General features: G+C 50.0%; 20 protein-coding genes and 1 pseudogene. 10 read left to right on the top strand and 11 right to left on the bottom strand.

Annotation, left to right across the window (positions count from 1 at the left end):
• Nucleotides 1-16: 16 nt before the first annotated feature.
• The 8 genes from BFC18_RS07420 to BFC18_RS07385 all read left to right on the top strand — a co-directional run bounded on the left by BFC18_RS07420 (nucleotide 17) and on the right by BFC18_RS07385 (nucleotide 6,130).
• Entirely contained in the window at nucleotides 17-1,432 is a 1,416-nt protein-coding gene (locus BFC18_RS07420; RefSeq protein ID WP_070124841.1) for an FAD-dependent oxidoreductase, read from the top strand.
• Nucleotides 1,433-1,619: 187 nt separating this feature from the next.
• Nucleotides 1,620-1,982 carry a hypothetical protein gene (locus tag BFC18_RS07415; protein ID WP_070124839.1) on the top strand — a complete coding sequence of 121 codons (363 nt, stop codon included), beginning with the start codon at nucleotides 1,620-1,622 and terminating at the stop codon, nucleotides 1,980-1,982.
• Between the two features lie 166 nt (nucleotides 1,983-2,148).
• Nucleotides 2,149-2,736: a DUF2726 domain-containing protein gene (locus BFC18_RS07410; protein ID WP_070124837.1), complete on the top strand. Its 588-nt coding sequence runs from the start codon at nucleotides 2,149-2,151 to the stop codon at nucleotides 2,734-2,736.
• Nucleotides 2,737-2,900: 164 nt separating this feature from the next.
• Nucleotides 2,901-3,596: a 5'-methylthioadenosine/S-adenosylhomocysteine nucleosidase gene (gene mtnN, locus BFC18_RS07405; protein ID WP_070124835.1), complete on the top strand. Its 696-nt coding sequence runs from the start codon at nucleotides 2,901-2,903 to the stop codon at nucleotides 3,594-3,596.
• Between the two features lie 10 nt (nucleotides 3,597-3,606).
• On the top strand, nucleotides 3,607-4,554 hold the full coding sequence (locus tag BFC18_RS07400; protein ID WP_070124833.1) for a cobalamin biosynthesis protein: 948 nt from the start codon (nucleotides 3,607-3,609) through the stop codon (nucleotides 4,552-4,554).
• A gap of 104 nt (nucleotides 4,555-4,658) precedes the next feature.
• Nucleotides 4,659-5,075 carry a rhodanese-like domain-containing protein gene (locus BFC18_RS07395; protein ID WP_070124832.1) on the top strand — a complete coding sequence of 139 codons (417 nt, stop codon included), beginning with the start codon at nucleotides 4,659-4,661 and terminating at the stop codon, nucleotides 5,073-5,075.
• Nucleotides 5,076-5,148: 73 nt separating this feature from the next.
• Nucleotides 5,149-5,547, top strand: coding sequence for a DUF2721 domain-containing protein (locus tag BFC18_RS07390; protein WP_070124830.1), 399 nt, complete (start codon nucleotides 5,149-5,151; stop codon nucleotides 5,545-5,547).
• The gene (locus BFC18_RS07385; protein ID WP_070124828.1) at nucleotides 5,525-6,130 is read left to right on the top strand and encodes a GNAT family N-acetyltransferase; all 606 of its coding nucleotides are present in this window, start codon (nucleotides 5,525-5,527) and stop codon (nucleotides 6,128-6,130) included. Before BFC18_RS07390 ends, BFC18_RS07385 begins: the two co-directional genes overlap by 23 nt.
• Nucleotides 6,131-6,242: 112 nt before the next feature.
• On the opposite strand, the gene tyrS is transcribed toward BFC18_RS07385, so the two are convergent.
• Nucleotides 6,243-7,445 (bottom strand): tyrosine--tRNA ligase, encoded by a 1,203-nt coding sequence (gene tyrS / locus BFC18_RS07380; RefSeq protein WP_070124826.1) that lies wholly within the window; start codon nucleotides 7,443-7,445, stop codon nucleotides 6,243-6,245.
• A 197-nt stretch (nucleotides 7,446-7,642) separates the two neighbouring features.
• On the opposite strand from tyrS, the gene BFC18_RS07375 reads away from it, so the two are divergent.
• Nucleotides 7,643-8,938: an OapA family protein gene (locus tag BFC18_RS07375; RefSeq protein ID WP_070124824.1), complete on the top strand. Its 1,296-nt coding sequence runs from the start codon at nucleotides 7,643-7,645 to the stop codon at nucleotides 8,936-8,938.
• A gap of 75 nt (nucleotides 8,939-9,013) precedes the next feature.
• Nucleotides 9,014-9,952, top strand: coding sequence for a D-2-hydroxyacid dehydrogenase (locus BFC18_RS07370; RefSeq protein ID WP_070124822.1), 939 nt, complete (start codon nucleotides 9,014-9,016; stop codon nucleotides 9,950-9,952).
• 46 nt (nucleotides 9,953-9,998) lie between these two features.
• Here the strand turns inward: BFC18_RS07370 and BFC18_RS07365 are convergent, their stop codons facing one another.
• The 10 genes and pseudogenes from BFC18_RS07365 to BFC18_RS07320 all read right to left on the bottom strand — a co-directional run bounded on the left by BFC18_RS07365 (nucleotide 9,999) and on the right by BFC18_RS07320 (nucleotide 21,390).
• Nucleotides 9,999-10,571 (bottom strand): glutathione S-transferase family protein, encoded by a 573-nt coding sequence (locus BFC18_RS07365; RefSeq protein ID WP_070124820.1) that lies wholly within the window; start codon nucleotides 10,569-10,571, stop codon nucleotides 9,999-10,001.
• Between the two features lie 128 nt (nucleotides 10,572-10,699).
• Nucleotides 10,700-11,044, bottom strand: coding sequence for an iron-sulfur cluster insertion protein ErpA (erpA, locus tag BFC18_RS07360; RefSeq protein ID WP_070124818.1), 345 nt, complete (start codon nucleotides 11,042-11,044; stop codon nucleotides 10,700-10,702).
• Between the two features lie 125 nt (nucleotides 11,045-11,169).
• Entirely contained in the window at nucleotides 11,170-12,663 is a 1,494-nt protein-coding gene (locus BFC18_RS07355; protein WP_083272963.1) for an AMP-binding protein, read from the bottom strand.
• A gap of 14 nt (nucleotides 12,664-12,677) precedes the next feature.
• Nucleotides 12,678-13,514, bottom strand: coding sequence for a p-hydroxycinnamoyl CoA hydratase/lyase (locus tag BFC18_RS07350; protein ID WP_070125086.1), 837 nt, complete (start codon nucleotides 13,512-13,514; stop codon nucleotides 12,678-12,680).
• A 44-nt stretch (nucleotides 13,515-13,558) separates the two neighbouring features.
• Nucleotides 13,559-14,959 (bottom strand): aldehyde dehydrogenase, encoded by a 1,401-nt coding sequence (locus BFC18_RS07345; RefSeq protein ID WP_211481020.1) that lies wholly within the window; start codon nucleotides 14,957-14,959, stop codon nucleotides 13,559-13,561.
• A 23-nt stretch (nucleotides 14,960-14,982) separates the two neighbouring features.
• A complete protein-coding gene (locus tag BFC18_RS07340) occupies nucleotides 14,983-16,320 on the bottom strand; it encodes an MFS transporter (RefSeq protein ID WP_170826575.1) in 1,338 nt (445 codons plus the stop codon).
• A gap of 167 nt (nucleotides 16,321-16,487) precedes the next feature.
• On the bottom strand, nucleotides 16,488-16,778 hold the full coding sequence (locus BFC18_RS21885) for a helix-turn-helix domain-containing protein (RefSeq protein WP_281182387.1): 291 nt from the start codon (nucleotides 16,776-16,778) through the stop codon (nucleotides 16,488-16,490).
• 129 nt (nucleotides 16,779-16,907) lie between these two features.
• Nucleotides 16,908-17,519: pseudogene (locus BFC18_RS21880) on the bottom strand (AraC family transcriptional regulator); the annotation flags it as partial.
• A 30-nt stretch (nucleotides 17,520-17,549) separates the two neighbouring features.
• Nucleotides 17,550-19,127 carry a tannase/feruloyl esterase family alpha/beta hydrolase gene (locus BFC18_RS07325; RefSeq protein ID WP_070124808.1) on the bottom strand — a complete coding sequence of 526 codons (1,578 nt, stop codon included), beginning with the start codon at nucleotides 19,125-19,127 and terminating at the stop codon, nucleotides 17,550-17,552.
• A gap of 52 nt (nucleotides 19,128-19,179) precedes the next feature.
• Nucleotides 19,180-21,390 (bottom strand): TonB-dependent receptor, encoded by a 2,211-nt coding sequence (locus tag BFC18_RS07320; protein ID WP_070124807.1) that lies wholly within the window; start codon nucleotides 21,388-21,390, stop codon nucleotides 19,180-19,182.
• Nucleotides 21,391-21,598 lie beyond the last annotated feature (208 nt).

Here is a 21,598-nt window from a genome sequence, read left to right as displayed (position 1 = left end):
AGAGGTAGGTGAAGTAATGGCTAAGAATGTTTACCAATTTGTTGATGTTGAACGGATTGACCCGCCGAAAAAGCCTATCATGGTGCGCAAGGGTGAGTTCGCTGAAATTTATCAACCACTAACGCAGTCACAAACCGAAGGCCAGGCAGATCGCTGCCTGGACTGCGGTAACCCGTATTGCGAGTGGAAATGTCCGGTTCACAACTACATCCCGCAGTGGCTGAGTTTGGCGAACGAAGGTCGCATCATGGAAGCGGCTGAACTGTCTCACAAGACAAACAGCCTGCCAGAAGTGTGTGGTCGGGTATGCCCTCAGGATCGTTTATGCGAAGGCGCATGTACCCTGAACGACGAGTTTGGTGCCGTGACCATCGGCAGTATTGAAAAATACATCACCGACACGGCGTTTAAAATGGGCTGGCGTCCGGATATGTCCGATGTTGAATGGACCGACAAAAAAGTAGCTATCGTGGGTGCCGGTCCTGCAGGTCTTGCCTGTGCGGATATTCTGGTACGTAATGGTGTTAAGCCGGTCGTTTTCGACAAGTACGAAGAAATTGGCGGTCTGCTGACTTTCGGTATCCCGTCGTTCAAGCTCGAAAAAGACGTGATTAAACTGCGCCGTGAAATCTTCACCGAAATGGGTGTTGAGTTCAGACTGAACACTGAAATCGGTAAAGATATCGACTTCCAGACACTGCTGGATGAATACGACTCCGTATTCCTTGGCATGGGTACCTACAAGTCGATGCAGGGTGGTTTTGACAATGAACACGTAGACGGCGTTTATGATGCCCTGCCATTCCTGATTGCGAACACCAACCGCACCATGGGTCTGGAAAAGGATCCTGCTGACTTTGTTGATATGAAAGACAAAACCGTTGTGGTTCTGGGTGGTGGTGATACCACTATGGACTGCGTACGTACGTCTATCCGTCAGGGTGCCAAGCGCGTTATCTGTGCTTATCGTCGTGACGAACAAAGCATGCCGGGTTCACGTAAAGAAGTGCAGAATGCCCGTGAAGAAGGCGTGGAATTCGTATTCAACGTGCAGCCGCTGGATATCGCATTAACTGATGAAGGCAATGCTGCTGGCGTTCGTCTGGTAAGAACCGAAATGGGTCCACCAGACGTGAATGGCCGTCGCCGTCCGGTTGAAGTGGAAGGCTCAGAGCACGTGCTTGAAGCTGACGCGGTTATCATTGCATTCGGTTTCCAACCGAGTCCTGCTAGCTGGTTTGCTGACTACGGCATCATTCTGGACGAGAAAGGCCGTGTTATCGCCCCTGCCGGTGGTAAATACGCTTACCAGACTGCTAACCCGAAAATCTTCGCCGGTGGCGACATGGTGCGCGGCAGTGATTTGGTGGTTACCGCCATTGATGAAGGCCGTAAAGCCGCGGACGGTATTCTGGATTTCCTCAACGTGTAATCCGGTCACCGTGATGATTAAGAGCCACTGTTTTGTACAGTGGCTTTTTTGTTTGTGCAGAGAATACCTGCTGCGCAATACGCACGTGTCTTCACATATACCCACATTTCATTGTTGTATTCAGCGATCTCTCCTATAGTTTTTCTACATTGAGAGTCCAGATGGTCTTGTGTCAGGAGAACCGAAAATGAGAACGAAAACCTACAGTCTGATTGCAGCAACCCTACTAAGTGCGGCGTCACTCTCGGTGGCTGCGGCACCAGTGACGGTGGCATGCCCGTCTGATTTTCATAAACTGACGGTGCCATCAGATGCCAAACAGTGTCAGCAATTCGACGCCACATTGCCAGCGACACTGGTATTCTATTCGTCCACCCCACAACAATCGCTGATTGACCATTTCCAGGCTTCGTATCCGGGAATGGCAGTGGTTGCCTCTGTGCAGGGCCGTACCTTACTTACCGCCAATAATGACAATGTACGCGTGATTATCTCTCCTGATAATAAAGGCTCGCAGGTGGATATGATGGTATTGGGAGAGCAAGAGTAGTTAACGATATTCATCGGTCAAGGGCCGGCGCAGCCAGTCTCTTAGGCTAATTTTAACTTGCCGCTCCATGCTGGCACCCGCTTTGCAAAATCCGGATAGCAGATTTATTTCTCACCAGAAAACGTCACAAATTTGACGCTTTGATTTTGTATTCGCGAGGCACATTATGGAACTGGCAATTATTTTAATGATGTTACTGATTGTGGTGGCACTCGGTGCCATGAAACTGTCGGATAGCGGGGTAAGTTTTCCCTTTCGCAGTAAACCGCAACTTTTTACTCCTGTGGAGCACAATTTCCTTAAACTCATCGAGCAAGCAGTAGGGCGGGAGTTTCGGATTGTGTGCCGCGTGCGTTTGAGCGATGTACTTGCAGTACGCGCTAAGGCGAGTAAGAAGCAAGGCTCCAGTGCCATGTCTCGTGCATCCTCTAAGCAACTCGATTTTGTATTGTGCGACCGTGAAGACATGACGCCGATTATGGCAATCGATTTAGTGCACAACGACGGCAAGAATAAATATAAATCTCAGCGCGACTTTTTCGTAAATGGTGCGCTCGACGCGGCAGGTCTTCCTCATGCTCGGATTAAAGTAAAAACCGGCTATTCGGTGGAAGAAATTCGCGAGTGTATTGAAAGCAAGTTGGTAGCATACCGCCGCAGACAGCAGAAAATAGCGCAAGCACCTACGCTGAACCCTGCACCAACTAAGCGCCCTACCCGACCTGTACGGTCTAGCCGGGCTGCCGCTGCTTAATTAAACAATTACTCTCCGGGTCGGAATTTCCCCCAAGGATTCCGACCCATTTTCTGCTAATTTCTGTCAGTTTTGCTACTTTCATATTACCATTAGTCAATACCCACTAATCTGCAATCTATGCCAACTCTGGCTATCGTGCAGCTCAGCTACGGAACTCAACTATGAAAATCGGTATTCTTGGTGCTATGGATGAAGAAATAGCGCTACTTCAATCGTCGCTGGAAAATTGCGAAACCCGTCAGTGGAAGCACCTGACCTTCTACACTGGCACGCTGCATGGTGCAGAGGTCGTGCTGGCGAAATGCGGTATTGGTAAAGTGGCATCAGCACTGGCAACTACCGCACTTATCGAACTTTATGCCCCGGATTATGTGGTGAATACTGGCTCGGCAGGTGGTTTCGACCCGGCTCTTAATGTAGGCGATGTAGTGGTAGGCAGTGCCGTTAAATACCACGATGTGGACATTACCCACTTTGGTTACGAACTCGGACAGTGTGCAGGTATGCCGGCGCACTACGAGTGCGATCAGAAGCTCATTGATGCGGCAACCGCGGCAGCGCAGGAATTGTCTCACGTGCAAAACACCACCGGTATGATTTGTACTGGCGATTCTTTCGTAGGTTCTGATGAGGCCGCGCAAGAAATTAAAGAAACCTTCCCCACGATGAAAGCCGTAGAGATGGAAGGTGCGGCCATCGGCCAAACCTGTTTCATGTTGGAAACCCCGTTCCTGGTTATCCGTTCGTTGTCAGACATTGCTGGTAAAACGTCTTCGGTGTCGTTCCAGGAATATTTGGAAACCGCCGCGAAACACTCTGCGCAACTGGTAATGGGAATGATTGCCCGCCTGGCATAAATAACACCGCATGGAAGCACTTTACCAGAGCCCGGTATTACAAAACCTGTTATTGCTGTTGGTGGTAGTGATCATCGACAGCCTCTGGCGCTGGCCGCAGAAATATCACCCCCTCACACTGTTTCGCTTACTTGCCGACGGCATGGCCAAGAAAGTTAAACCTACCACGTCAGAAAATCTGTCACAGCACCGCATTTCAGGCGCACTGGGTGCCATTGTGCTCATCGTGCCGTTTACAGTGCTTGTGGGAATTCTGGTTTCAATGGCGGAATATCCGCTATTTTTTGAGGCAGTAATTTTACTAAGCGTTATGGATTTCGCTCAAATTCGTTTTCACTATAACGCTGTGGTTACCGCGTTAAGCAAAGAGAAAAAAGTACTGGCCCGTGAAATGGCCGGTTACATGGTAGCGCGCGATACCGTCAGGCTGTCTGACATTGGTATTGCGAAAGCAGCAATGGAAAGCCTGCTGCTGCGTTTCTACTATCAATTCTGTGGCGTCGTGTTTTGGTTTTTGATTGGTGGACCGGTAGCGGCGCTACTGTTCAGGCTACTGTTGCTTTTTAGCTGGCAGTGGCACTGGCGGAAACCCGGATTTTACTGGTTTGCACTGCCCGTGCGCACTATCACACGCTTGCTAAGTCTCGTTCCCGCTTTCATCGGCGCGGGCTTGCTATCGCTTGCAACCAACCCCTTTGGCGGCTTCAAAGCCCTATTCGCTAGCCCAGCAAAAGATAGCACTTCACTTTTGTTAGCGCTTTCTGGCGGTAGTTTAGGCATTCGCCTGGGTGGCCCCTCTCTTTACGCCGGTAACATGATTCGTTATGCCCGAGTGGGAGGCAAACGTGAAGTCCGATTCTCTGATATGGTGTATTGCCGTCGTGCCATTATCCGCGCAATTTTGCTGCTGCTAAGCCTATCGATAGTGGTACTCACCCTTATTCACGCGTTGCTTTAATTTCTTTCAATAAATACTGAACTATTCGTAGTGCTCCTGTCGTAGTAGATGAGGTAAACTGTATTAGGACCGGTCTACAAGTTGCAATGACGATGGATACGACTATGCGCAAACTACTTATTGTTACCACACTGCTTTTCGCAACCATTTTAATTTCGGCGATTTATTGTTCCGACGACGCTGAAGCTGACGGCATCGGGAAAATAACAGCAACGCCCTATTTGCTAGATAAAGTAAAAGCCGACGAATGGCTGCTTATTGATGTTCGCAGTCCGCAGGAATACGCTGACGGCCATATTCCAGGGGCGATCAATATGCCTCACGAGCAAATAGATGAATATGTTGAACAGCTTAGTGATGCCCGCGACAAACCGATTATCATATATTGTCGCTCAGGCAGACGGGCGATTATGGCAATGCAGATCCTTGAACAGCAAGCATTCACCGATGTGAATCATCTTGAGGGCGATATGCTGGGCTGGACAGAAGCGGGGCTCCCGGTTAATAAATTAGCCATGTAACCCTTGCTCGTATGGTAGCAGAGCCAGTAAGCTGGTAATATTCCGCGCTTTGATTTTAAGCAGATCCACCTGAATGCAGATAGATATCGCCACGCCGGCCATGTTGTTTCCGGCAATCTCACTTCTACTCTTAGCCTACACCAATCGTTTTTTGACGCTGGCAACGATCATTCGTAATTTCGCCAGAGAAAACCGGGATGAAAATACCCAGGCTCAGATCAGAAACCTCCGTCAGCGCATTTTGTTTATCAAGCGCATGCAGATTGCCGGTGTGGTGAGTTTCTTTCTTTGCGTACTCTCCATGTTAGCGATTTACCTGACTTATCAGAATGTGGGCAATTGGATTTTTGCCCTTAGTTTGGTGTGCCTAATGTATTCGTTATGGATGTCTGTTCGTGAAATTCTGATTTCCGTTGAAGCCCTCGATTTCCACCTGGACGGGATTAAAGATGACAAAAAATCATCAAAATAGCGTCAGCACCCCTTCCGCAAAAGATATCGAATATTCACCATTGGCCCCCGAACATTTCAATGGCGTGCTATCGTTGGGTAACCGCATTCAGGGTGACGGATACCTGACCCATTTCACACTGGAAGAAATGTATCACCAGGGCTTTCATAACGGTATCAATGCCAGTTATGTTGCGATGTATAAAGGTGAAATCGTCGGCTTTCGTCTTACCTATGCCCATTCTCAATGGCAGCCCGATGAATGGTGTTCGGTGAAGAAATGGCCTGTTGACCCTACCCGCGTGTGTTACTTTAAATGCAATACCGTGGACGACCATCTTCAAGGTTGTGGCATTGGCAGCACCCTGCTTGCCCTCGCCACAGAGAAAACGAAGCAGCAAGGTGCCCTCGCTGGCCTGGCTCACATTTGGTTGGGCAGTCCTGGCAACAGCGCCTTTCGCTATTTCAGCAAGAACGGTGGTGAGTTAATTGCACGCCATCCCGGAAAGTGGCGTTACGCGTCTATCCATGAAGGCTACGATTGCCCGGTTTGTCCAGGCTTCTGCGAGTGTGAAGGCGCAGAAATGATGCTGGTCTTCCCGTAAGCAACACGCTGCCTTGTTAGCCTTACGCTTTTCGTTGTCAGGGAAAACGACGAGCAACAAACATTAAAAAACCCGCCATCAGGCGGGTTTCGTTATTCTTACGTTGGCTGAATCAGGCTGTCAGCGTCACGCGAGCAAATTTACGTTTACCCACCTGATATACTGCTTCGCCGGCTTCAGTCAGAACCAATCGGGTATCTTCTACTTTTTCACCGTCAATCTTCACTGCGCCTTGCTTAATCATACGCATGGCGTCGGAAGTTGAGCCAACCAGACCGGCTTCTTTCAGCAGGTTGCCGATAGCAATGCCGTCAGCCTCCATGGCAACAGACACTTCTGGCATGTCGTCAGGAATAGCATTCTTCTGAAAACGCTGAATGAAGTCCTGATGTGCACCTTCGGCAGCCGCTTCATCGTGGAATCGGGCGATAATTTCTTTCGCCAGCTCAATTTTGATATCGCGCGGGTTAGCGCCAGCTTCGACTTTCGCTTTCAGTTCTGCGATGTCGTCCAGCGGACGGAAGCTTAACAAATCGTAGTAGCGCCACATCAGGTCGTCAGAAATCGACATCACTTTACCGAACATGTCATTAGGCGCATCAGTAATACCAATGTAATTACCCAGCGATTTAGACATCTTCTGCACGCCGTCTAAGCCTTCTAGCAGCGGCACCATTACCAGGGCCTGCTGGCTTAAACCTTCGTCTTTCTGCAGTTCACGACCCATCAGCAGGTTGAACCGTTGATCCGTACCGCCTAATTCCACATCGGCTTTCAGGGCCACGGAATCCCAGCCCTGTACCAGCGGGTAAAGGAATTCGTGAATCGCAATAGGCTGACCATTCGCATAGCGCTTTTTGAAGTCGTCACGCTCAAGCATACGGGCAACGGTTTGACTGGCAGCCAGTTTGATCATACCCGCCGCACCTAGTGCATCCATCCACTCAGAGTTAAAACGGATTTGGGTTTTCTCTTTATCGAGAATTTTGAACACCTGTTCTTGATACGTTTGCGCGTTTTCTAATACCTGATCTTTGGTTAAAGGCTTGCGTGTCACGTTTTTACCAGTAGGATCACCAATAAGACCGGTAAAATCACCGATCAGGAAAACGACATTGTGGCCTAACTGCTGAAAGGTGCGAAGTTTGTTGATGAGGACGGTATGACCGAGGTGCAGATCCGGCGCAGTTGGATCAAAACCCGCTTTAATGGTCAGCGTCTTGCCTGATTTGAGTTTTTCAATTAACTCTTCTTCTGGCAGGATTTCATCCGTACCTCGTTTAATTTCAGCTAAAGCGGTTTGCCAATCGGTCATGCTCGTACCACACTTATTAGAATTACTGGGAAAAATAATCGGAGCATTTTACGCATCCCAGTGAACCTTTGAAAGACTTGACCGTCAAAAATCGGCTTCCTGCACGATCTAATTGTGAATTTACAGGTGCTTTGGTGGAAAGTCGTGCTGTAACACGATATTCTCAGGCTGGGCAGTAATATGAGATTGAAATTACCGTGGTTCTGAAAACATTCAAAAATCTTCCCAAACCACACCGAACCGGGTTGGTGATCGCCAGTTTTTTACTGGGTGGTCTTATTCTTCTTCCTTCCGAACCGGTTGAGGCAAGTCGTCATCAGGAGTCATTGATCCTGGACGCAGGTGTTCGTTATCCCCTTGATGTCGCAGTAGCCGACACGCCTGAAGTGTACGTTGCTGAAGATGAAGGCAAGTGGGAAACCTATAAAGTGGGGCGTGGCGACACGCTGGCTAAAATTTTTAAACGTGCTGGTTTTTCTCCTCGCGATACCTACGAGGTGACGCAGGCAGGCGAACTGGCGAAAACGCTGGTAACCTTGATCCCTGGCGATGAGTTATCGCTGCGTGCCAATGAAGATGGCAGTTTTAACGGCTTGCGCTATCGCGTATCGGTTAATGAAACGCTGCTTATTCAGCGCGACAAAGAAAACAATAAACTCGTTGCCGATATTGAAGCGAAAGACATTGAAACCCGCTACAACTTTGCTCAGGGTGAAATTGACTCCAGTTTCTGGAATGCCGGTGTAGAAGCAGGCCTAACAGATAACCAGATCATGCACCTGGCTGGCATTTTTGGCTGGGACATCGACTTCGCCATGGGTATTCGTAAAGGCGACATGTTCAATATCGTGTACGAAGAAAAGTACATTGATGGCGAGTTTGTTGGCTTTGGCGATATTGTAGCAGCTGAGTTTGTGAATCAGGGTGACCGTTTCGTGGCGATTCAGTACGAAGATGGTAACTACTACACGCCGGAAGGCCGCAGCATGCGCAAGTCATTCCTCCGTGCGCCTATCAACTTCAAGTACGTGAGTTCTAACTTTACCAAAGCCCGTTTCCACCCTGTGCAAAAGCGCTGGAAAGCGCATAACGGCACAGATTACGTGGCAGCGGTTGGCACCCCTGTTATGGCTGCCGGTAACGGTAAGGTGATAGAAGCCTCGTACAATAAGTACAATGGTAACTACGTATTCATTCAGCACGGTGAAAAATACGTGACCAAGTATCTTCACCTGAAAAAGCGCGGTGTAAAGCGTGGCGAAACGGTGAAGCAAGGTCAGACTGTGGGCTATCTAGGTTCAACCGGTATGGTTACCGGTGCGCACTTGCACTATGAATTCCTGGTGAATGGTGTACATCGTAACCCACGTACTGTTGAGTTACCCAAAGCGGAACCTATCGATCCGAAAGAGCGTGATGCATTTATGCAAATAGCGGAAACCCGTTTGCACGAGTTAGATAATAACAAGCGCATCATGCTGGCAATGAAATAAGTTGTTTTCCCCATTGAAAATGCCCGACGTGTCGGGCATTTTTGTTTCCCCCCGAAAAAGAAAAGTAAAAGCGCTATGACAACACATCAGGTTACCGTATTAACCGCAGAAGCGTCTGATTACGGTGCACTTGTTCCCGGTTCATTGCCTGAACATGTTGTTCTCGACTGTGTCACCGATGATCCGACAAAAGTCGATTTAGAAAATACCACCATTTTGCTGGCCGACCCGGATTTAGCCGCGCAGGTTATTCCTCACATGCCAAAACTGGTGTGGTGCCAATCAATCTGGGCAGGTAATCGCCCCCTTTTGGCGCTGGAAAGAAAAGACTACATCCTTACCCCGGCAAAAGGCGTGTTTGATGTGCAAATGCGTGAGTTTGTATTTACTTACTTGCTGCATTACTGCCGTAATGTTGATGGCTACCGCGAGGCCCAACAGCAAAAAGACTGGTTCCAGCCAACCTTTGGCCGTTTGTGCGGAAAAACCCTCGGCATCACCGGTGCGGGCAGTATCGCCAAAGCGCTGTTGCCAGTTGCTGCTAGTTTAGGCCTGAAAGTCATCGGCGTTAGCCGTTCCGGCGAGCATCAAGACGGTTACGATCAAATTTACACTTGGGATACTATGGATGATTTCGCGTCCCGCTGCGACTATGTGTTAAATCTGATGCCAGACACCCCACAGTCGGCAAACCTGCTCAACAAGGATTTCTTTGCCCGACTACCAGACCACTGCGTGCTGATTAACGCAGGCCGTGGCACGGCTATCGTCGATGAAGATCTGATTGCCGCTCTGGACGCGAATCAGCTGCAGGCGGCGGTACTGGATGTGTTTCGTGAAGAGCCCTTACCAGCATCACACCCGTTCTGGGAGCACCCAAAAATCCGCATCACCCAACATACCGCGGCAGAATCCCGCCCCGAGGATATTGCAGCGCTATTTGTGGATAATCTCGAACTATTGCTGGAAGGCAAACCGCTTCCCCACCAGTTCGATTTTTCCAAGGGGTATTAACGAGAAAAGCGCCAATGAGGCGCTTTTTCTTTTTATCGTAATACAACTAATCTCGCGGATCGGTTGCTGTCACTTCTATTCTGTCGCTATTGGCATGGTGGAAGGCTTTCAGCGCATCTAAGCCGGTAAGCGGATGCAATTCACGGAATTCTACCCAGTCTATCAAGGTAAACAGCGCGATAGAGGGGTAACCCCAACCATCAAATTCGCCAACTTCAGCCATTTCATTCAACAGACTCAGCGTTGACGCGATGCGTTCCTTCTGCAAACGAACGAACAGCTGATCGTTAGTGGCTTCAATGCCAGAACGTTTAAGCATGAAGAGTTGCACAAAAGAATCGTTCGCCGCATCGATAAGGGTAAGCTGATTTTCTTGATCCCAAGTTAGAGGGGGTAGATCCAGTTTCGTAAGCAAATAGCTGTGAATGACTCTGGAGTCGAAAATCATCTGACCATCGTCTTCCAGACAAGGCACTTTCAATGTGGGATTTTTGGAGGCAAGTATGTCTCTGCCTTCACCCTCAAAGATGTTCAAGTTAATGAATTCATGCTCGGTATTTGCCAGTACAATTCGAATGCGTCTGACAAACGGTGATGTGGTTGAACCGTATAATTTCATCTTATGATTCCTGTATTGGGGAATTCTCGATTAGTACGGCTAAACAGTAACGGGGATTAGCATAAATTGGTACAGGGTACAGCGGTAAAATCCGACCGGTGAACCCTGTAAAGTGATGAATAACCGGATTAGATACTGAAGCTGGAACCACAGCCACAAGTGGTAGTGGCATTCGGATTATTCACCAGAAAACGTGAACCTTCCAAACCATCCACATAGTCGACGGTGCCACCAACCAGATATTGCAGACTCATTGGGTCGACCACCAGCGTAACGCTGTCTTTCTCAATGGTCATGTCGCCCTCGTTCACTTTCTCATCGAAAGTAAAACCGTACTGGAAGCCTGAACAGCCGCCACCGGTTACGTACACCCGCAGTTTAAGATTCGGATTTTCTTCCTCTGTCACCAGCTCTTTGACTTTTTTCGCAGCAGAATCAGAAAAGTCGATTGGCAGTGCCATTTCTACAGACATAGTTACCTCACAAAAACGCTGAGCAGAATGCTCATCAATTTGCTAATTATCTAATACCTGAGTAGAGCGATCAACTATTAGCGTTAATGAGCGGAATAACCGTCAGCAGTGAAATCGTTTTTAACTTACGCCTGCACGTTTCCTACGAGACTGTTTATATCGCATTCCCGCAGAATATTTCGCCGGAGCTTTCCCGTACCATTACGTGGCAGCGCTTCGATGAGATGAATCACTTTAGGCAATTTATAGCGGGCCAGCCCTTTTTCCATTTCCCGTAATAAGCCTTCCTTATCGAAAGATTCATGGCTCACCGACGGCACCACGAACAGACACCCGGATTCTCCCCACTTTTCGTCCGGTACACCTATCAGCGCACATTCGAGTATTTGCGGGAAACGCAGTGCTACAGCCTCAACTTCAGCGGGATACACGTTCTCGCCGCCGGAGATGAACATATCTTTGATACGATCCACAATGCGGATGTAGCCGTCCTCGTCGCTCACGCCAATATCACCGGTCTGAAACCAACCGTCAGGTGTGAAACTGCGTTCATAAGCACGGTGGTTCTTCCACACATCCACAAACAGGTTCGCCCCTTTGATCTGTATTTCACCGGCTTCACCAAATGCCACCGGCTGATTACCCGGCCCGGTCAGCCGCACATCGATACGGTGTGTAGGTAAGCCCACGTACCCGGCTTTCTGATCGATAATACGCATATCAAAGCTCATCCCGAGCACAGTGCCGGCTTCACTCATGCCATAGCCGTCCACGATGGGGATACCGTCATTTAACCACGCTTTGATCTGTACTTCAGGATGCGGCGCGCCACCCGTCAGCAGCGCTTTTAATCCCGTCATTCTAGACGCATCAAAATGTGCCAGTTGACGAAGGGCATTGGCCATTTGGGGTACACAGAAATAATGACTGACTGCCAGATCAGGATCACACAACCGGTCAAAGGTGCGGGCCGGCTCGAATCCGTCAGAAATGATTAATCGACCACCGAAGTAAAGCGCAGGACGCACACAGGAAATTAAGCCGATGACATGGAACATGGGGGTTTCGCACAAAAAGGTACTGTGTTCATCCACATGCCCCAGCAGAGCCATATTCTGCGTGGTTTCCATGATAGTTTGTTCGGTGTGTACAATACCTTTTGGTAACCCTGTTGTGCCTGATGTGTACAGGATAAGCGAAGGCGAGGCTGCGTTCTCATTACTGGTAGCTGAAGGTGTCAGTTCGCTGACCAGATCAGGCAATGTGGAAAGCACCACATAGGGCAAACCGGCACGATCAGCCTCTTTATCGCCACATACCAGCGAAGGCTCGCAATCATCCAGTAATTGCATCAGCTCTTCCTGAGACAAACGCCAGTTCAGAGGAACAAACAGTACCCCTGCCCGCCCGCAGGCCAGATGCAGCGCCACGGTTTCAGCAGAATTTCTCGCCAGACAAACCAGTCTGTCGCCCTTATGCACACCTTGTTGTGACAACCAGGTCACCAGGCGGGAAACGAAACCGTCCCACGCCTCATATGTCCAGCGACGCTGCGAGGTAATGTCGTACACCGCTTCGTCTCCGGGACGCAGACGGGCCTGAAAAGAGAGAAAATCCATGCTGCTCACTCCGCTTACTTCTGCTGACTCTTATCGTATGCACCCAGACCCGGCTTATAGGTCTTGTCATCAATAAACTGCTTGATGCCTTCTTTGCGGCCATCGTTATCGAAACTGTTTGCTGCTTCCTGAGCACGTACCAGATAGTCTTCCGCATTGTCGTAAGTCATTTCTTTCACGCGACGGATGGCATCTTTCGTGGCTTTCAGGGCGACCGGATTCTTGCCTTTCAGCACATCACAAACAGCCTGAACACGGGCTTTCAGCTCACTCAGCGGTACCGCTTCGTTAACCAGACCCCACTCAGCCGCAGTTTTACCGTCTATGTTCTCACCCATCATGGCGTGGTACATGGCTTTACGCAGTGGCAGCAAATCAGCCACGACCTTACTGGCACCGCCGCCCGGCAAAATACCCCAGTTAATTTCACTTAAACCGAATGTGGCTTCTTCCGCCGCAAAAGCGAGATCACAGCCGAATAACGGACCGTACGCGCCGCCAAAACACCAGCCATTGATCATGGCAACCGTTGGCTTGTGGTACCAACGCAGACGGCGCCACCAGCCGTAAGCTTCTGACTGCGCCCTGCGCGTTGCGCCCAAGCCTTTCGCTTCGTTTTCACGGAAATATTCTTTTAAATCCATACCTGCACTCCAGGAAGTGCCTTCCCCGGTCAGTACCAGCACGGCCACGTCCTCGCTGTACTCCAGCTCATCCAGTACCCGCATCATCTGGCGGTTCAGCGCCGGATTCATGCAATTGCGTTTTTCCGGACGGTTCAGGGCAACCCACGCCACCCCGTTTTCGATTGTCACCGCTACGGTGCTTGCTTCCTGATTTTCTGTACTCACAATCATTCCTTACTCAAAACGATAAAATTCAATACTTTAAAAAATTAAATGGGATAGTGGCCGGGTTCAGTCTCCACCGTGATCCAGCGCAGTTCCGTAAACTGATCGATTCCGGCTTTACCGCCAAAGCGACCGTAACCGGAGGCGCCCACACCGCCGAAAGGCATTTGCGCCTCGTCATGCACGGTAGGGCCATTCACGTGGCAAATACCGGACTGAATTTTTCCGGCGACTTTCATGCCCCGTGCTGCATCACGGGTGAATACCGCCGCACTCAGTCCGTACTCAGAATCGTTGGCAATACGCACCGCATCCGCTTCGTCTTTTGCACGGATCATCGCCACCACCGGGCCGAAGCTTTCTTCACTGTAAATCGCCATGTCAGCAGTGACTTTATCCAGCACCGTGGCGGGCATCAGTACCGATGTGGCTTTACCGCCGGTAAGAATAACTGCACCTTTGCTGACCGCGTCGTCAATCAGCCCGTTAACCTTTTCAACGGTTTTCTGGTCAATCACCGCACCCAACGGTGTGTTGCCTTCGCGGGGATCGCCGGTTTTCATGGTTGAGACCTTAGCTGCCAGCTTGTCGGCAAAGGCATCAGCCACCGCATCCACCACAACCAGACGCTCGGTAGACATACAGATCTGGCCCTGATTCATAAACGCGCCGAAGGAGGCCGCTTTCACCGCTTCATCAAGATCAGCGTCGTCCAGTACCAGCATAGGGGCTTTACCACCCAGCTCCAGCAAGCAGGGCTTCAGATGTTCTGCTGCCCGTTTTGCGATAATGCGGCCCACGGCGGTAGAGCCAGTGAAGTTAATGCGTTTTACCGGTTTGGCATCAATCAGCGCGCCCACAACATCAGCGGCATCTTCCGGCGCATTGGTGACGATATTCACTGTATTTTCAGGGAATCCGGCTTCTGCCAGCGCTTCGATGATCAGCGAGTGAGTGCGCGGGCACACTTCCGATGCTTTTAAGATCACCGCATTGCCGCAGGCAAGTGCTGTGGAAATAGCGCGTACGCCGAGAATAATTGGCGCATTCCAGGGAGCAATTCCCAAAATGACACCTACCGGAACACGCTGAGCCATGGCAACACAGCCCGGTTTGTCAGACGGGATAACTTCACCGCTGATTTGTGTAGTCAGTGAGGCGGCTTCACGTAGCATGGAAGTTGCCAGCATCAGGTTAAACATGGCCCAGCCTGCAGTGGCGCCGGTTTCTTCCATCATGGCTTTGACGAAATCGTCTTTCTTACCTTCAAGGGCAATAGCAGCCTGAGACAGGATGGCACGGCGCTGGTTAGGGCCAAAACCAGACCAGATTTCAAAGCCTTGCTGTGCTTTTTCGGCAACAGCCTGCATGTGTGCACCTTTCATTGCCGGTGCCTCACTGGCAACTTCGCCGGTGAGCGGGTTTAAGCGGGTAAAGTTCATCATCACTCCGTTTTCCGGTGGATTAGTTATTTTGTGACGGCAGACAAAGTAGAATGCGTTGCTGTTCCCCGTCCGCCCTGTTTGTTGTTTAAGAAATAAATCGCCAGTGTGGCTACCAGCGCGCCGGTGCCCATGGCAATGGCCACACCCTGCAGGCTGACACCATTTGTGAAAAGTAGTCCGGCAACCACCGGGCTCAACGCCGCACCACCCCGGCCGATGCCTATAACCACGCCCGTGCCGCTTGCCCGCACGTTCGCAGGGAACGCTTGTGCCATCAGTCCGTAAAGCCCTACTACACCGGCATTAGTGAAAAACCCTGTGGCTGCGGAAACCAGCGCCAGCGTGCTTAAATCGCTGTAGCCAATGCCGAATACCGACACCATCACGAAAGCCAGAATGAGTACCGGTATCATGGTGAGTCGCAAATTCAGTTTGCTGGTAAGCAGTCCCAGTAAAATGGCACCTACCGCACCGCCCAGGTTTGCCCACACCAGCACCTGACCGGCCTGTGCAGCACCAAAGCCCATATCCACCACAATTTTCGGGATCCACTTGAGAATGAAATAGAACGTCATGATTTGTGCAAAGTACGCCACCATTAACAGCAGCGTTAGCTTGCGCATTTCAGGCGAAAACAAGGTGCTGTAACTGGATTTTTTGGCTGATACTGCCGGCGCGGGCAATGCATCCAGCAGGGGCTTTTTCATGCGCGCGAGCATGTGATTAACTTTGTCCAGGGTGTTTTCTTTCGGATGGTTAACCATGTACAGCAAAGATTCAGGCAGCCAGAACGCCACCACCAGCATAAACAGACCGGTAATGCTGCCGCCGAAAATAAATACGGCACGCCAGGTGTGGGTTTCCAGCAGTATTGACGCAATACTGCCGCCAAGCACTGCGCCGATGGGATAGCCGGTGGCCATGATAATGACGCAAAGGTTGCGGCTTTTCTTATTCGCAAATTCCGATACCATGGCGTTTGTAGAAGCCAGCATACCGCCAATTCCCAAACCGGTAATGAAGCGGATGATCAACAGGGTCATTACGCTATCGACAAACGCCGCACCAAACATGCCAGCGGTCATCAGTACCAGACAAAACTGAATTGTGGGTTTGCGGCCAAACTTATCGGCAATACCGCCCAGAAAAATAGAACCGAAGGCCATCCCCACCAGCTCCATGGCCAGCACCACACCCAGTTCGGCACGGTTAATCCCCCACTCTGCCGCAATACCCGGCGAAGCAAAGCTAATAGCCAAAACATCAAAGCCATCCAGCGCATTAAGGGAGATACAAATGACAATTGCCACCCACTGCACAGGGCTTAATTTGGAATCATCAAGAATTGCGGTTAAAGACATAGTGACCATCCTCTAAGTCACTTACGCAAAAGGAAAATAAGGCGTCAGGCGTAAATGACTTGTGTAATCGTTAAACATGATATTAACAATTAAACACATTCTGAGAATGGCATAAAGTGACTAATTACTTTGCAAAAAGTGACACTCTATATTTTATGCAAAGAATATTAAGCTTCGCTGTCAGTCAGAAGCTGCTGTCTGAAGTCCCGGGGCGACTGCCCGGTCCAGTTCCGGAAGGCTCTGGTGAAAACGGCAGGGTCGGAATAACCGACTTTTTCTGCCACTTCATTGATGCGCAATCCCTGCTGTCCGAGGAAAAATATAGCCTTATCCCGTCTCACCACATCTTTCAGTTGCTGAAATGAGGTGCCTTCATCTTTCAGCTTGCGCATCAGAGTGCGGGTTGTCATGTGCAACTTATCGGCACAATGTTCTATCGTGCCTGTGCCGTTTGACATGGCTTTACTCAAAATCAGCTTGAGTTCCGTCGCCAGGCTGTAATCTGCTTTATATTGACGAAATAACTCTAGAGGACAGCGGGACATGAACGCCTTTAACGACGCTGCGTTTTGCTTTACCGGCCGCTCCAGATAGTGGACAGGAAAAACTAAAGCAAGTTCAGTATGGTTAAACCGGTGAACGCCGGGAAATAAATAATGATACTCGCCAATATGATTAGGCGGCGGATAGGGAAAGCGGGTTTCGGTGAGAGGAAGAATGTCTGAAATCAGCCAGGACGCATAGCGGTGCCAGGCCAGCAAACAAATTTCAGCAAAAAGATGGTCCGGATCAAGGTGCGTTTCCGACGGCCTGATGACCAACCGCACAACGTCTTTATCTTTGTGAAGGGTAATAAAATCATCGTCTGTGAGCAGATTATAAAAGCGTGCCCCTAAAGCAAGTGCCTGACCCAGCGACGACTTCTGAACCGTCAGCTGACCCATCATGTAATAAGAGCCGGATTTCAGCCGTTAACCGGACAACCCCATACTTTCATCACCGAGGTCGTCCCAGATAAGCTTTTGAAAAAGCGCCAGCTTTTCAGCCGGCACCCGCTGATCCGGTTTATCAACCACAGATTTATTTAAGCCGGTTAATTCGAGCAGGCGTGCACTGTCTACGCCGCGCTCTGCCGCAGCATGATAGAGCGCTGTGATGTAGTGATTCGATGCACTGCCATACTCAAAATGTCTTCTCACCGGCATAACCTTCTCTGGTGGCCTTCAGCTTTACTGACTTTCAGGTGTGGTACACACGTAACTGCCAGCATCATTCCCGTTGCCTTCCCCTTTATAAGTGGTCACAGACGGATACGGACAAAGGGGACGGGTTTCCTCTGGCATGCTTTCACCATAGGCTATAACGGAATCTGGCTTGTTGCCCTTTTCAACCCAGTCTACCAGTGAAGAGAGCATATCGAACTGATCCAGCGCCTGTTCACCGCCCCGACAATGACCCATTCCCGGAACAAAGTAAAACTGTGACCATTGGCTAACCTGTTCATAGCCACCGTTTTGCGCCACCATGTCATTGAAGTACCCTAAAGTATCTTTAGCCGAAAACCAGGGATCGCTCACACCATGGAAGAACATCAGTTTGTTTTCTTCAACAACGAAGGTCGACAAGTTGGTCAGTGTGGCATTGCCTGGCTCAAGAGGAAATCCGTCCGCGATGGCCAGTTCCCGGTCGATATCAAAGGGCTCATCGATGCGGGCCCGCCCTAATGGACCGGGCTGAGCAGACAGTAACCCCGGTGCAGAACGTGCCGGTTTATCGTCGATGCCGGTATCAAAGAAAAATCCCGGATACACATTATTGCCATTGCTGTCTGCAGGACCGTTAAATGCTGAAACCAGCCCTTCGGCTTCTTCCGTTGTTAAACATAAATCACTGTGCTGTTGCCCGTCGCAAATCATTTCACCGGGGTCAAACTCACACTGCTCCACCGCAAAAATCAATCCGTCTTCACGGCCGTCCAAACCATCACATTGCGCCAGCAGTGCCTGCTCGATGGCTTTTTGTTTCTTGTCACTGAAAGGAGGCTGATTGTTTCCGCTCAGTGCACGTAATGTTTTCGCCACATACAAATCTGCAATTTCTGAGTAATTCGTTTGTCTGGCCGGTGCACCTGCAATAATGCCATCAAACAAATCAGGGAAACGTTGCGACATGGTCATGGCTTCACGCCCGCCTGTTGAACACCCGACAAAATAGTTATTCTGCGCCGGCTGCGAATACACTCCGGTGATCAACTGTGAAACCAACTTTGCGGTTTTCGACACAGCCCCGGAGTAAAAGTTAAGTAACGCCTGCTGATCTTCAAAAAATGAAGGATCGAACACCGTATCAGACTGGTGCCCGCTGTCTGTACTGGCTACCGCAAAGCCCCTGAACAGCGCAGGCGTATCACCGGCAGCCAGCATACCTAACGGTTCGCGGATCAGGCCGTTTAAGCCACCACCGCCCTGAAACAGAAACCGGCCATTCCAGTCAAACGGCAAGTTCAGACCAAAACCAATGGCGTAATCCTTCCCATTTACGCCCGTGCGTTTTTCAAACTCACCGGTGATCTGACAATAAGGCACAAAAGCCTTTGCCTGCGCTGGTTGTAATTGTGATTCAAGTACTGAAACCGACGTCACCGCTTTCACTGACGTTAACGATACACCTTCCGGCAATATCAGCGACGCTTTCAATGCAGCACATGATACGGCGTCTAATTGCCCGGCAACACCATTGTCCGCCATCGCTGCAGGTACGGTGCAAAGTAAGGCGGCACCAACCGCCAGGTTACCCATAAATTTCATGCGATCCCTCCACAAGAAAGCAGCGGCAGCACTGCATGGCTACCGCACACAGTTAAAATGTATAATTGACGTCGATACCAAAGGTACGGGGCGCACCATAAAATTCAGTATTGTTACTGAGTTGCTGCCCGGACACATACTCTTCGTCGGTTAAGTTACGCCCCCATGCATTCACACGCCAGTTTCCTGTTTCGTAGGTTACCATGGCGGAAAGCAGTCCCCGGTCGGCCAGTAAGTCGGTTTCCGGGTCGTAAATCAGGTTTGTCCATTGTTCATCTATCCACGCGTAATTTAATCTGGGTGTCAGCAATGCACCATCAGATAATTCAATGGCATATTCAATACCCACGGTAAAGCTCTTTTCCGGCGCATACAGGTTTGGACCTGCGCCGGTAGCCACCAGAAACGGCGTGTAATCGAAGCATGTTCCACTGCTGGCATCCTGTCCTGCGCTGCACTGAGGCAACGACGGTGAACCGGATTCACGGGTGTTAACAATTGGCTGAGTGGGCTCCATTTCTGAATCAATAAAGGAGCCGGCGAAATCAATGGTGAGGTTATCAAGATAGATATCCAGCGCAAACTCCAGCCCGGCGATACTGGCATCAGCAATGTTGTACACATCTGCACGGCCGGTGGTCACATCGATATTCGTGTTCTGGAAGTTTTTGTAATCATTATTAAAGACTGCCACCGAAGCACTCACCATATCGTCGAACAGGCGTCCTTTCCAGCCACCTTCAATGGATATCACGGTTTCTTTGTCGAACACCGAGGTTTCTGAATTAATACCGCCGGGCTTGTACCCTCTGGCGATATAACCATAGAAACTGTGATTTCTTGAAGGCGTATAGTTCACCGATACCTTGCCCAGAATATCATCATCTTCGTAGTTTCCGGAGATGGTGGCAACCTTCACCCCATCCGGAGCGATGATACCCCTGCCCACCACCACGCCACTCTGTGGGTCGGCTGAGCCTTCAAACCAGGCTTTACGTAATCCGAATTCGGTTTGCCAGCGATCTGAGAAGCGGTAACTCACCTGCCCGAATACACCTTTTATGACTTTCTGATTCTGAATGTCGATTTCTACCGGGAACGGGCCGTTATCAATATCCACCAGCACTTCATTCTTCTGATAGTAAGCACCGGCAACCCAGGTAAAATCCTTGCCGTCAGGTGAAATCAAATTCAGTTCATGACTTACCTGATCTTCTTTGACAAACTGGCTGCGCGTACTGACATCCAGCTCTGTGGCATCGTAGTCATAAATATTATCAATCTCTTTTTCCTGCGTGCCGCTTAACCATTTCACAGACAGTCCGTTATCGAACCGGTGGGAGATATCCAGTAACAGGCTGTCAGCCGACTCCTCATTTTGCGACGGTGTGTTGTAGGCTAAATCTCTGATTGAGCCGGTGCGGCCTTCAGAATACGCCGTGCCTTCGATGGGGCGGTATGCAAAACCGCCGGCGGATTTATCTGAAGTTTCGTATTTTACGTAAATGTCGGTGCTGTCGAGGGGTGACCAGGCCAAACCGAGTCGCGCACTGGTTTCATCCAGACTGCCTGCGTCGGTGTCGACACTGCCCGTGCTGTTGTAAAAACTGTCGCGGTTTTTATAGTTCACCGCAACCCGCGCGGCGAAGGTGTCAGAAACTGGCAGGTTCACCGCTGCACGGGCATTGCGTGATGCATAATTGCCAATCCCCAGCATCACGTTGCCGTCGAAGTCACCGCCGATTTCCGGTCTGCGGGAAGTCACCATAATCGCGCCGCCGGTTGAATTTGAACCCGCAAACGTGCCCTGCGGACCACGAAGTACCTGAATATTCGCCACATCGTAGAAATTCAGCGTGCTCACGATAGGCGGTTGGAACAACCCGTCAATGTAGGTGCCCACACCGTTAGTCACATCAGGATCACCACTTGCCAGACCAATACCGCGAATATTCACCGACTGGGTTAAACCGGCGTCAGTGATAGTTAATCCCGGTGATGCAAAGGGCAGATCGTCCAGCCGCGACACCGCCTTTTTCTCCAGTTGTTTTGCCGACAGCACCGTCATCGAGGTAGGAATATCCTGTACCCGTTTAATTCTGCGTTCAGATTTTACGGTGATGACTTCCACGTCATCTGCATCTGTAGCGGTATCTGTTTCCTGAGCGAATGAAATACTAGTAAAACCTGCCAGCCCGGCCATGACGGCGAGGTTGAGCAGATTACGGGTCGACTTTATTGTTGTAGTGTTCAGAAGGTACATGCTTTTAGTCCTTTTGCCTTATTTAAGATGGGATCTGTCAACAGGAAACAGACAACCGTCAAAAACCAAATAACAAGCGAATGTTATTTTTTTGTTTCACTCGCGTGAATGGCATATTACGACTAAAAACTTTGCCGATTACGACAAAGGGGGATTTTTGGCATGTTTTTGGAGGGGGATTATTGGTTTAAAGAGTGCAGTAATTTGA

This window comes from Alteromonas confluentis, assembly GCF_001757105.1.
In the GTDB taxonomy this organism is placed as follows: Bacteria; Pseudomonadota; Gammaproteobacteria; order Enterobacterales; family Alteromonadaceae; genus Alteromonas; species Alteromonas confluentis.
The sequence above is the reverse complement of the archived record's forward strand: the minus strand, read 5'-3'. Positions and strand labels throughout refer to the sequence as shown.

Bases quoted from the DNA above. Each gene is read 5' to 3' on its own strand.
- BFC18_RS07370 (WP_070124822.1), top strand. From the start codon at position 9,014: ATGACAACACATCAGGTTACCGTATTAACCGCAGAAGCGTCTGATTAC.
- BFC18_RS07355 (WP_083272963.1), bottom strand. From the start codon at position 12,663: ATGGATTTTCTCTCTTTTCAGGCCCGTCTGCGTCCCGGAGACGAAGCG.
- BFC18_RS07340 (WP_170826575.1), bottom strand. From the start codon at position 16,320: ATGTCTTTAACCGCAATTCTTGATGATTCCAAATTAAGCCCTGTGCAG.
- mtnN (WP_070124835.1), top strand. From the start codon at position 2,901: ATGAAAATCGGTATTCTTGGTGCTATGGATGAAGAAATAGCGCTACTT.
- BFC18_RS07345 (WP_211481020.1), bottom strand. From the start codon at position 14,959: ATGATGAACTTTACCCGCTTAAACCCGCTCACCGGCGAAGTTGCCAGT.
- BFC18_RS07410 (WP_070124837.1), top strand. From the start codon at position 2,149: ATGGAACTGGCAATTATTTTAATGATGTTACTGATTGTGGTGGCACTC.
- erpA (WP_070124818.1), bottom strand. From the start codon at position 11,044: ATGTCTGTAGAAATGGCACTGCCAATCGACTTTTCTGATTCTGCTGCG.
- BFC18_RS07395 (WP_070124832.1), top strand. From the start codon at position 4,659: ATGCGCAAACTACTTATTGTTACCACACTGCTTTTCGCAACCATTTTA.
- BFC18_RS07385 (WP_070124828.1), top strand. From the start codon at position 5,525: ATGACAAAAAATCATCAAAATAGCGTCAGCACCCCTTCCGCAAAAGAT.
- tyrS (WP_070124826.1), bottom strand. From the start codon at position 7,445: ATGACCGATTGGCAAACCGCTTTAGCTGAAATTAAACGAGGTACGGAT.
- BFC18_RS07415 (WP_070124839.1), top strand. From the start codon at position 1,620: ATGAGAACGAAAACCTACAGTCTGATTGCAGCAACCCTACTAAGTGCG.
- BFC18_RS07390 (WP_070124830.1), top strand. From the start codon at position 5,149: ATGCAGATAGATATCGCCACGCCGGCCATGTTGTTTCCGGCAATCTCA.
- BFC18_RS07420 (WP_070124841.1), top strand. From the start codon at position 17: ATGGCTAAGAATGTTTACCAATTTGTTGATGTTGAACGGATTGACCCG.
- BFC18_RS07325 (WP_070124808.1), bottom strand. From the start codon at position 19,127: ATGAAATTTATGGGTAACCTGGCGGTTGGTGCCGCCTTACTTTGCACC.
- BFC18_RS07320 (WP_070124807.1), bottom strand. From the start codon at position 21,390: ATGTACCTTCTGAACACTACAACAATAAAGTCGACCCGTAATCTGCTC.
- BFC18_RS07400 (WP_070124833.1), top strand. From the start codon at position 3,607: ATGGAAGCACTTTACCAGAGCCCGGTATTACAAAACCTGTTATTGCTG.
- BFC18_RS07365 (WP_070124820.1), bottom strand. From the start codon at position 10,571: ATGAAATTATACGGTTCAACCACATCACCGTTTGTCAGACGCATTCGA.
- BFC18_RS21885 (WP_281182387.1), bottom strand. From the start codon at position 16,778: ATGTCAAACGGCACAGGCACGATAGAACATTGTGCCGATAAGTTGCAC.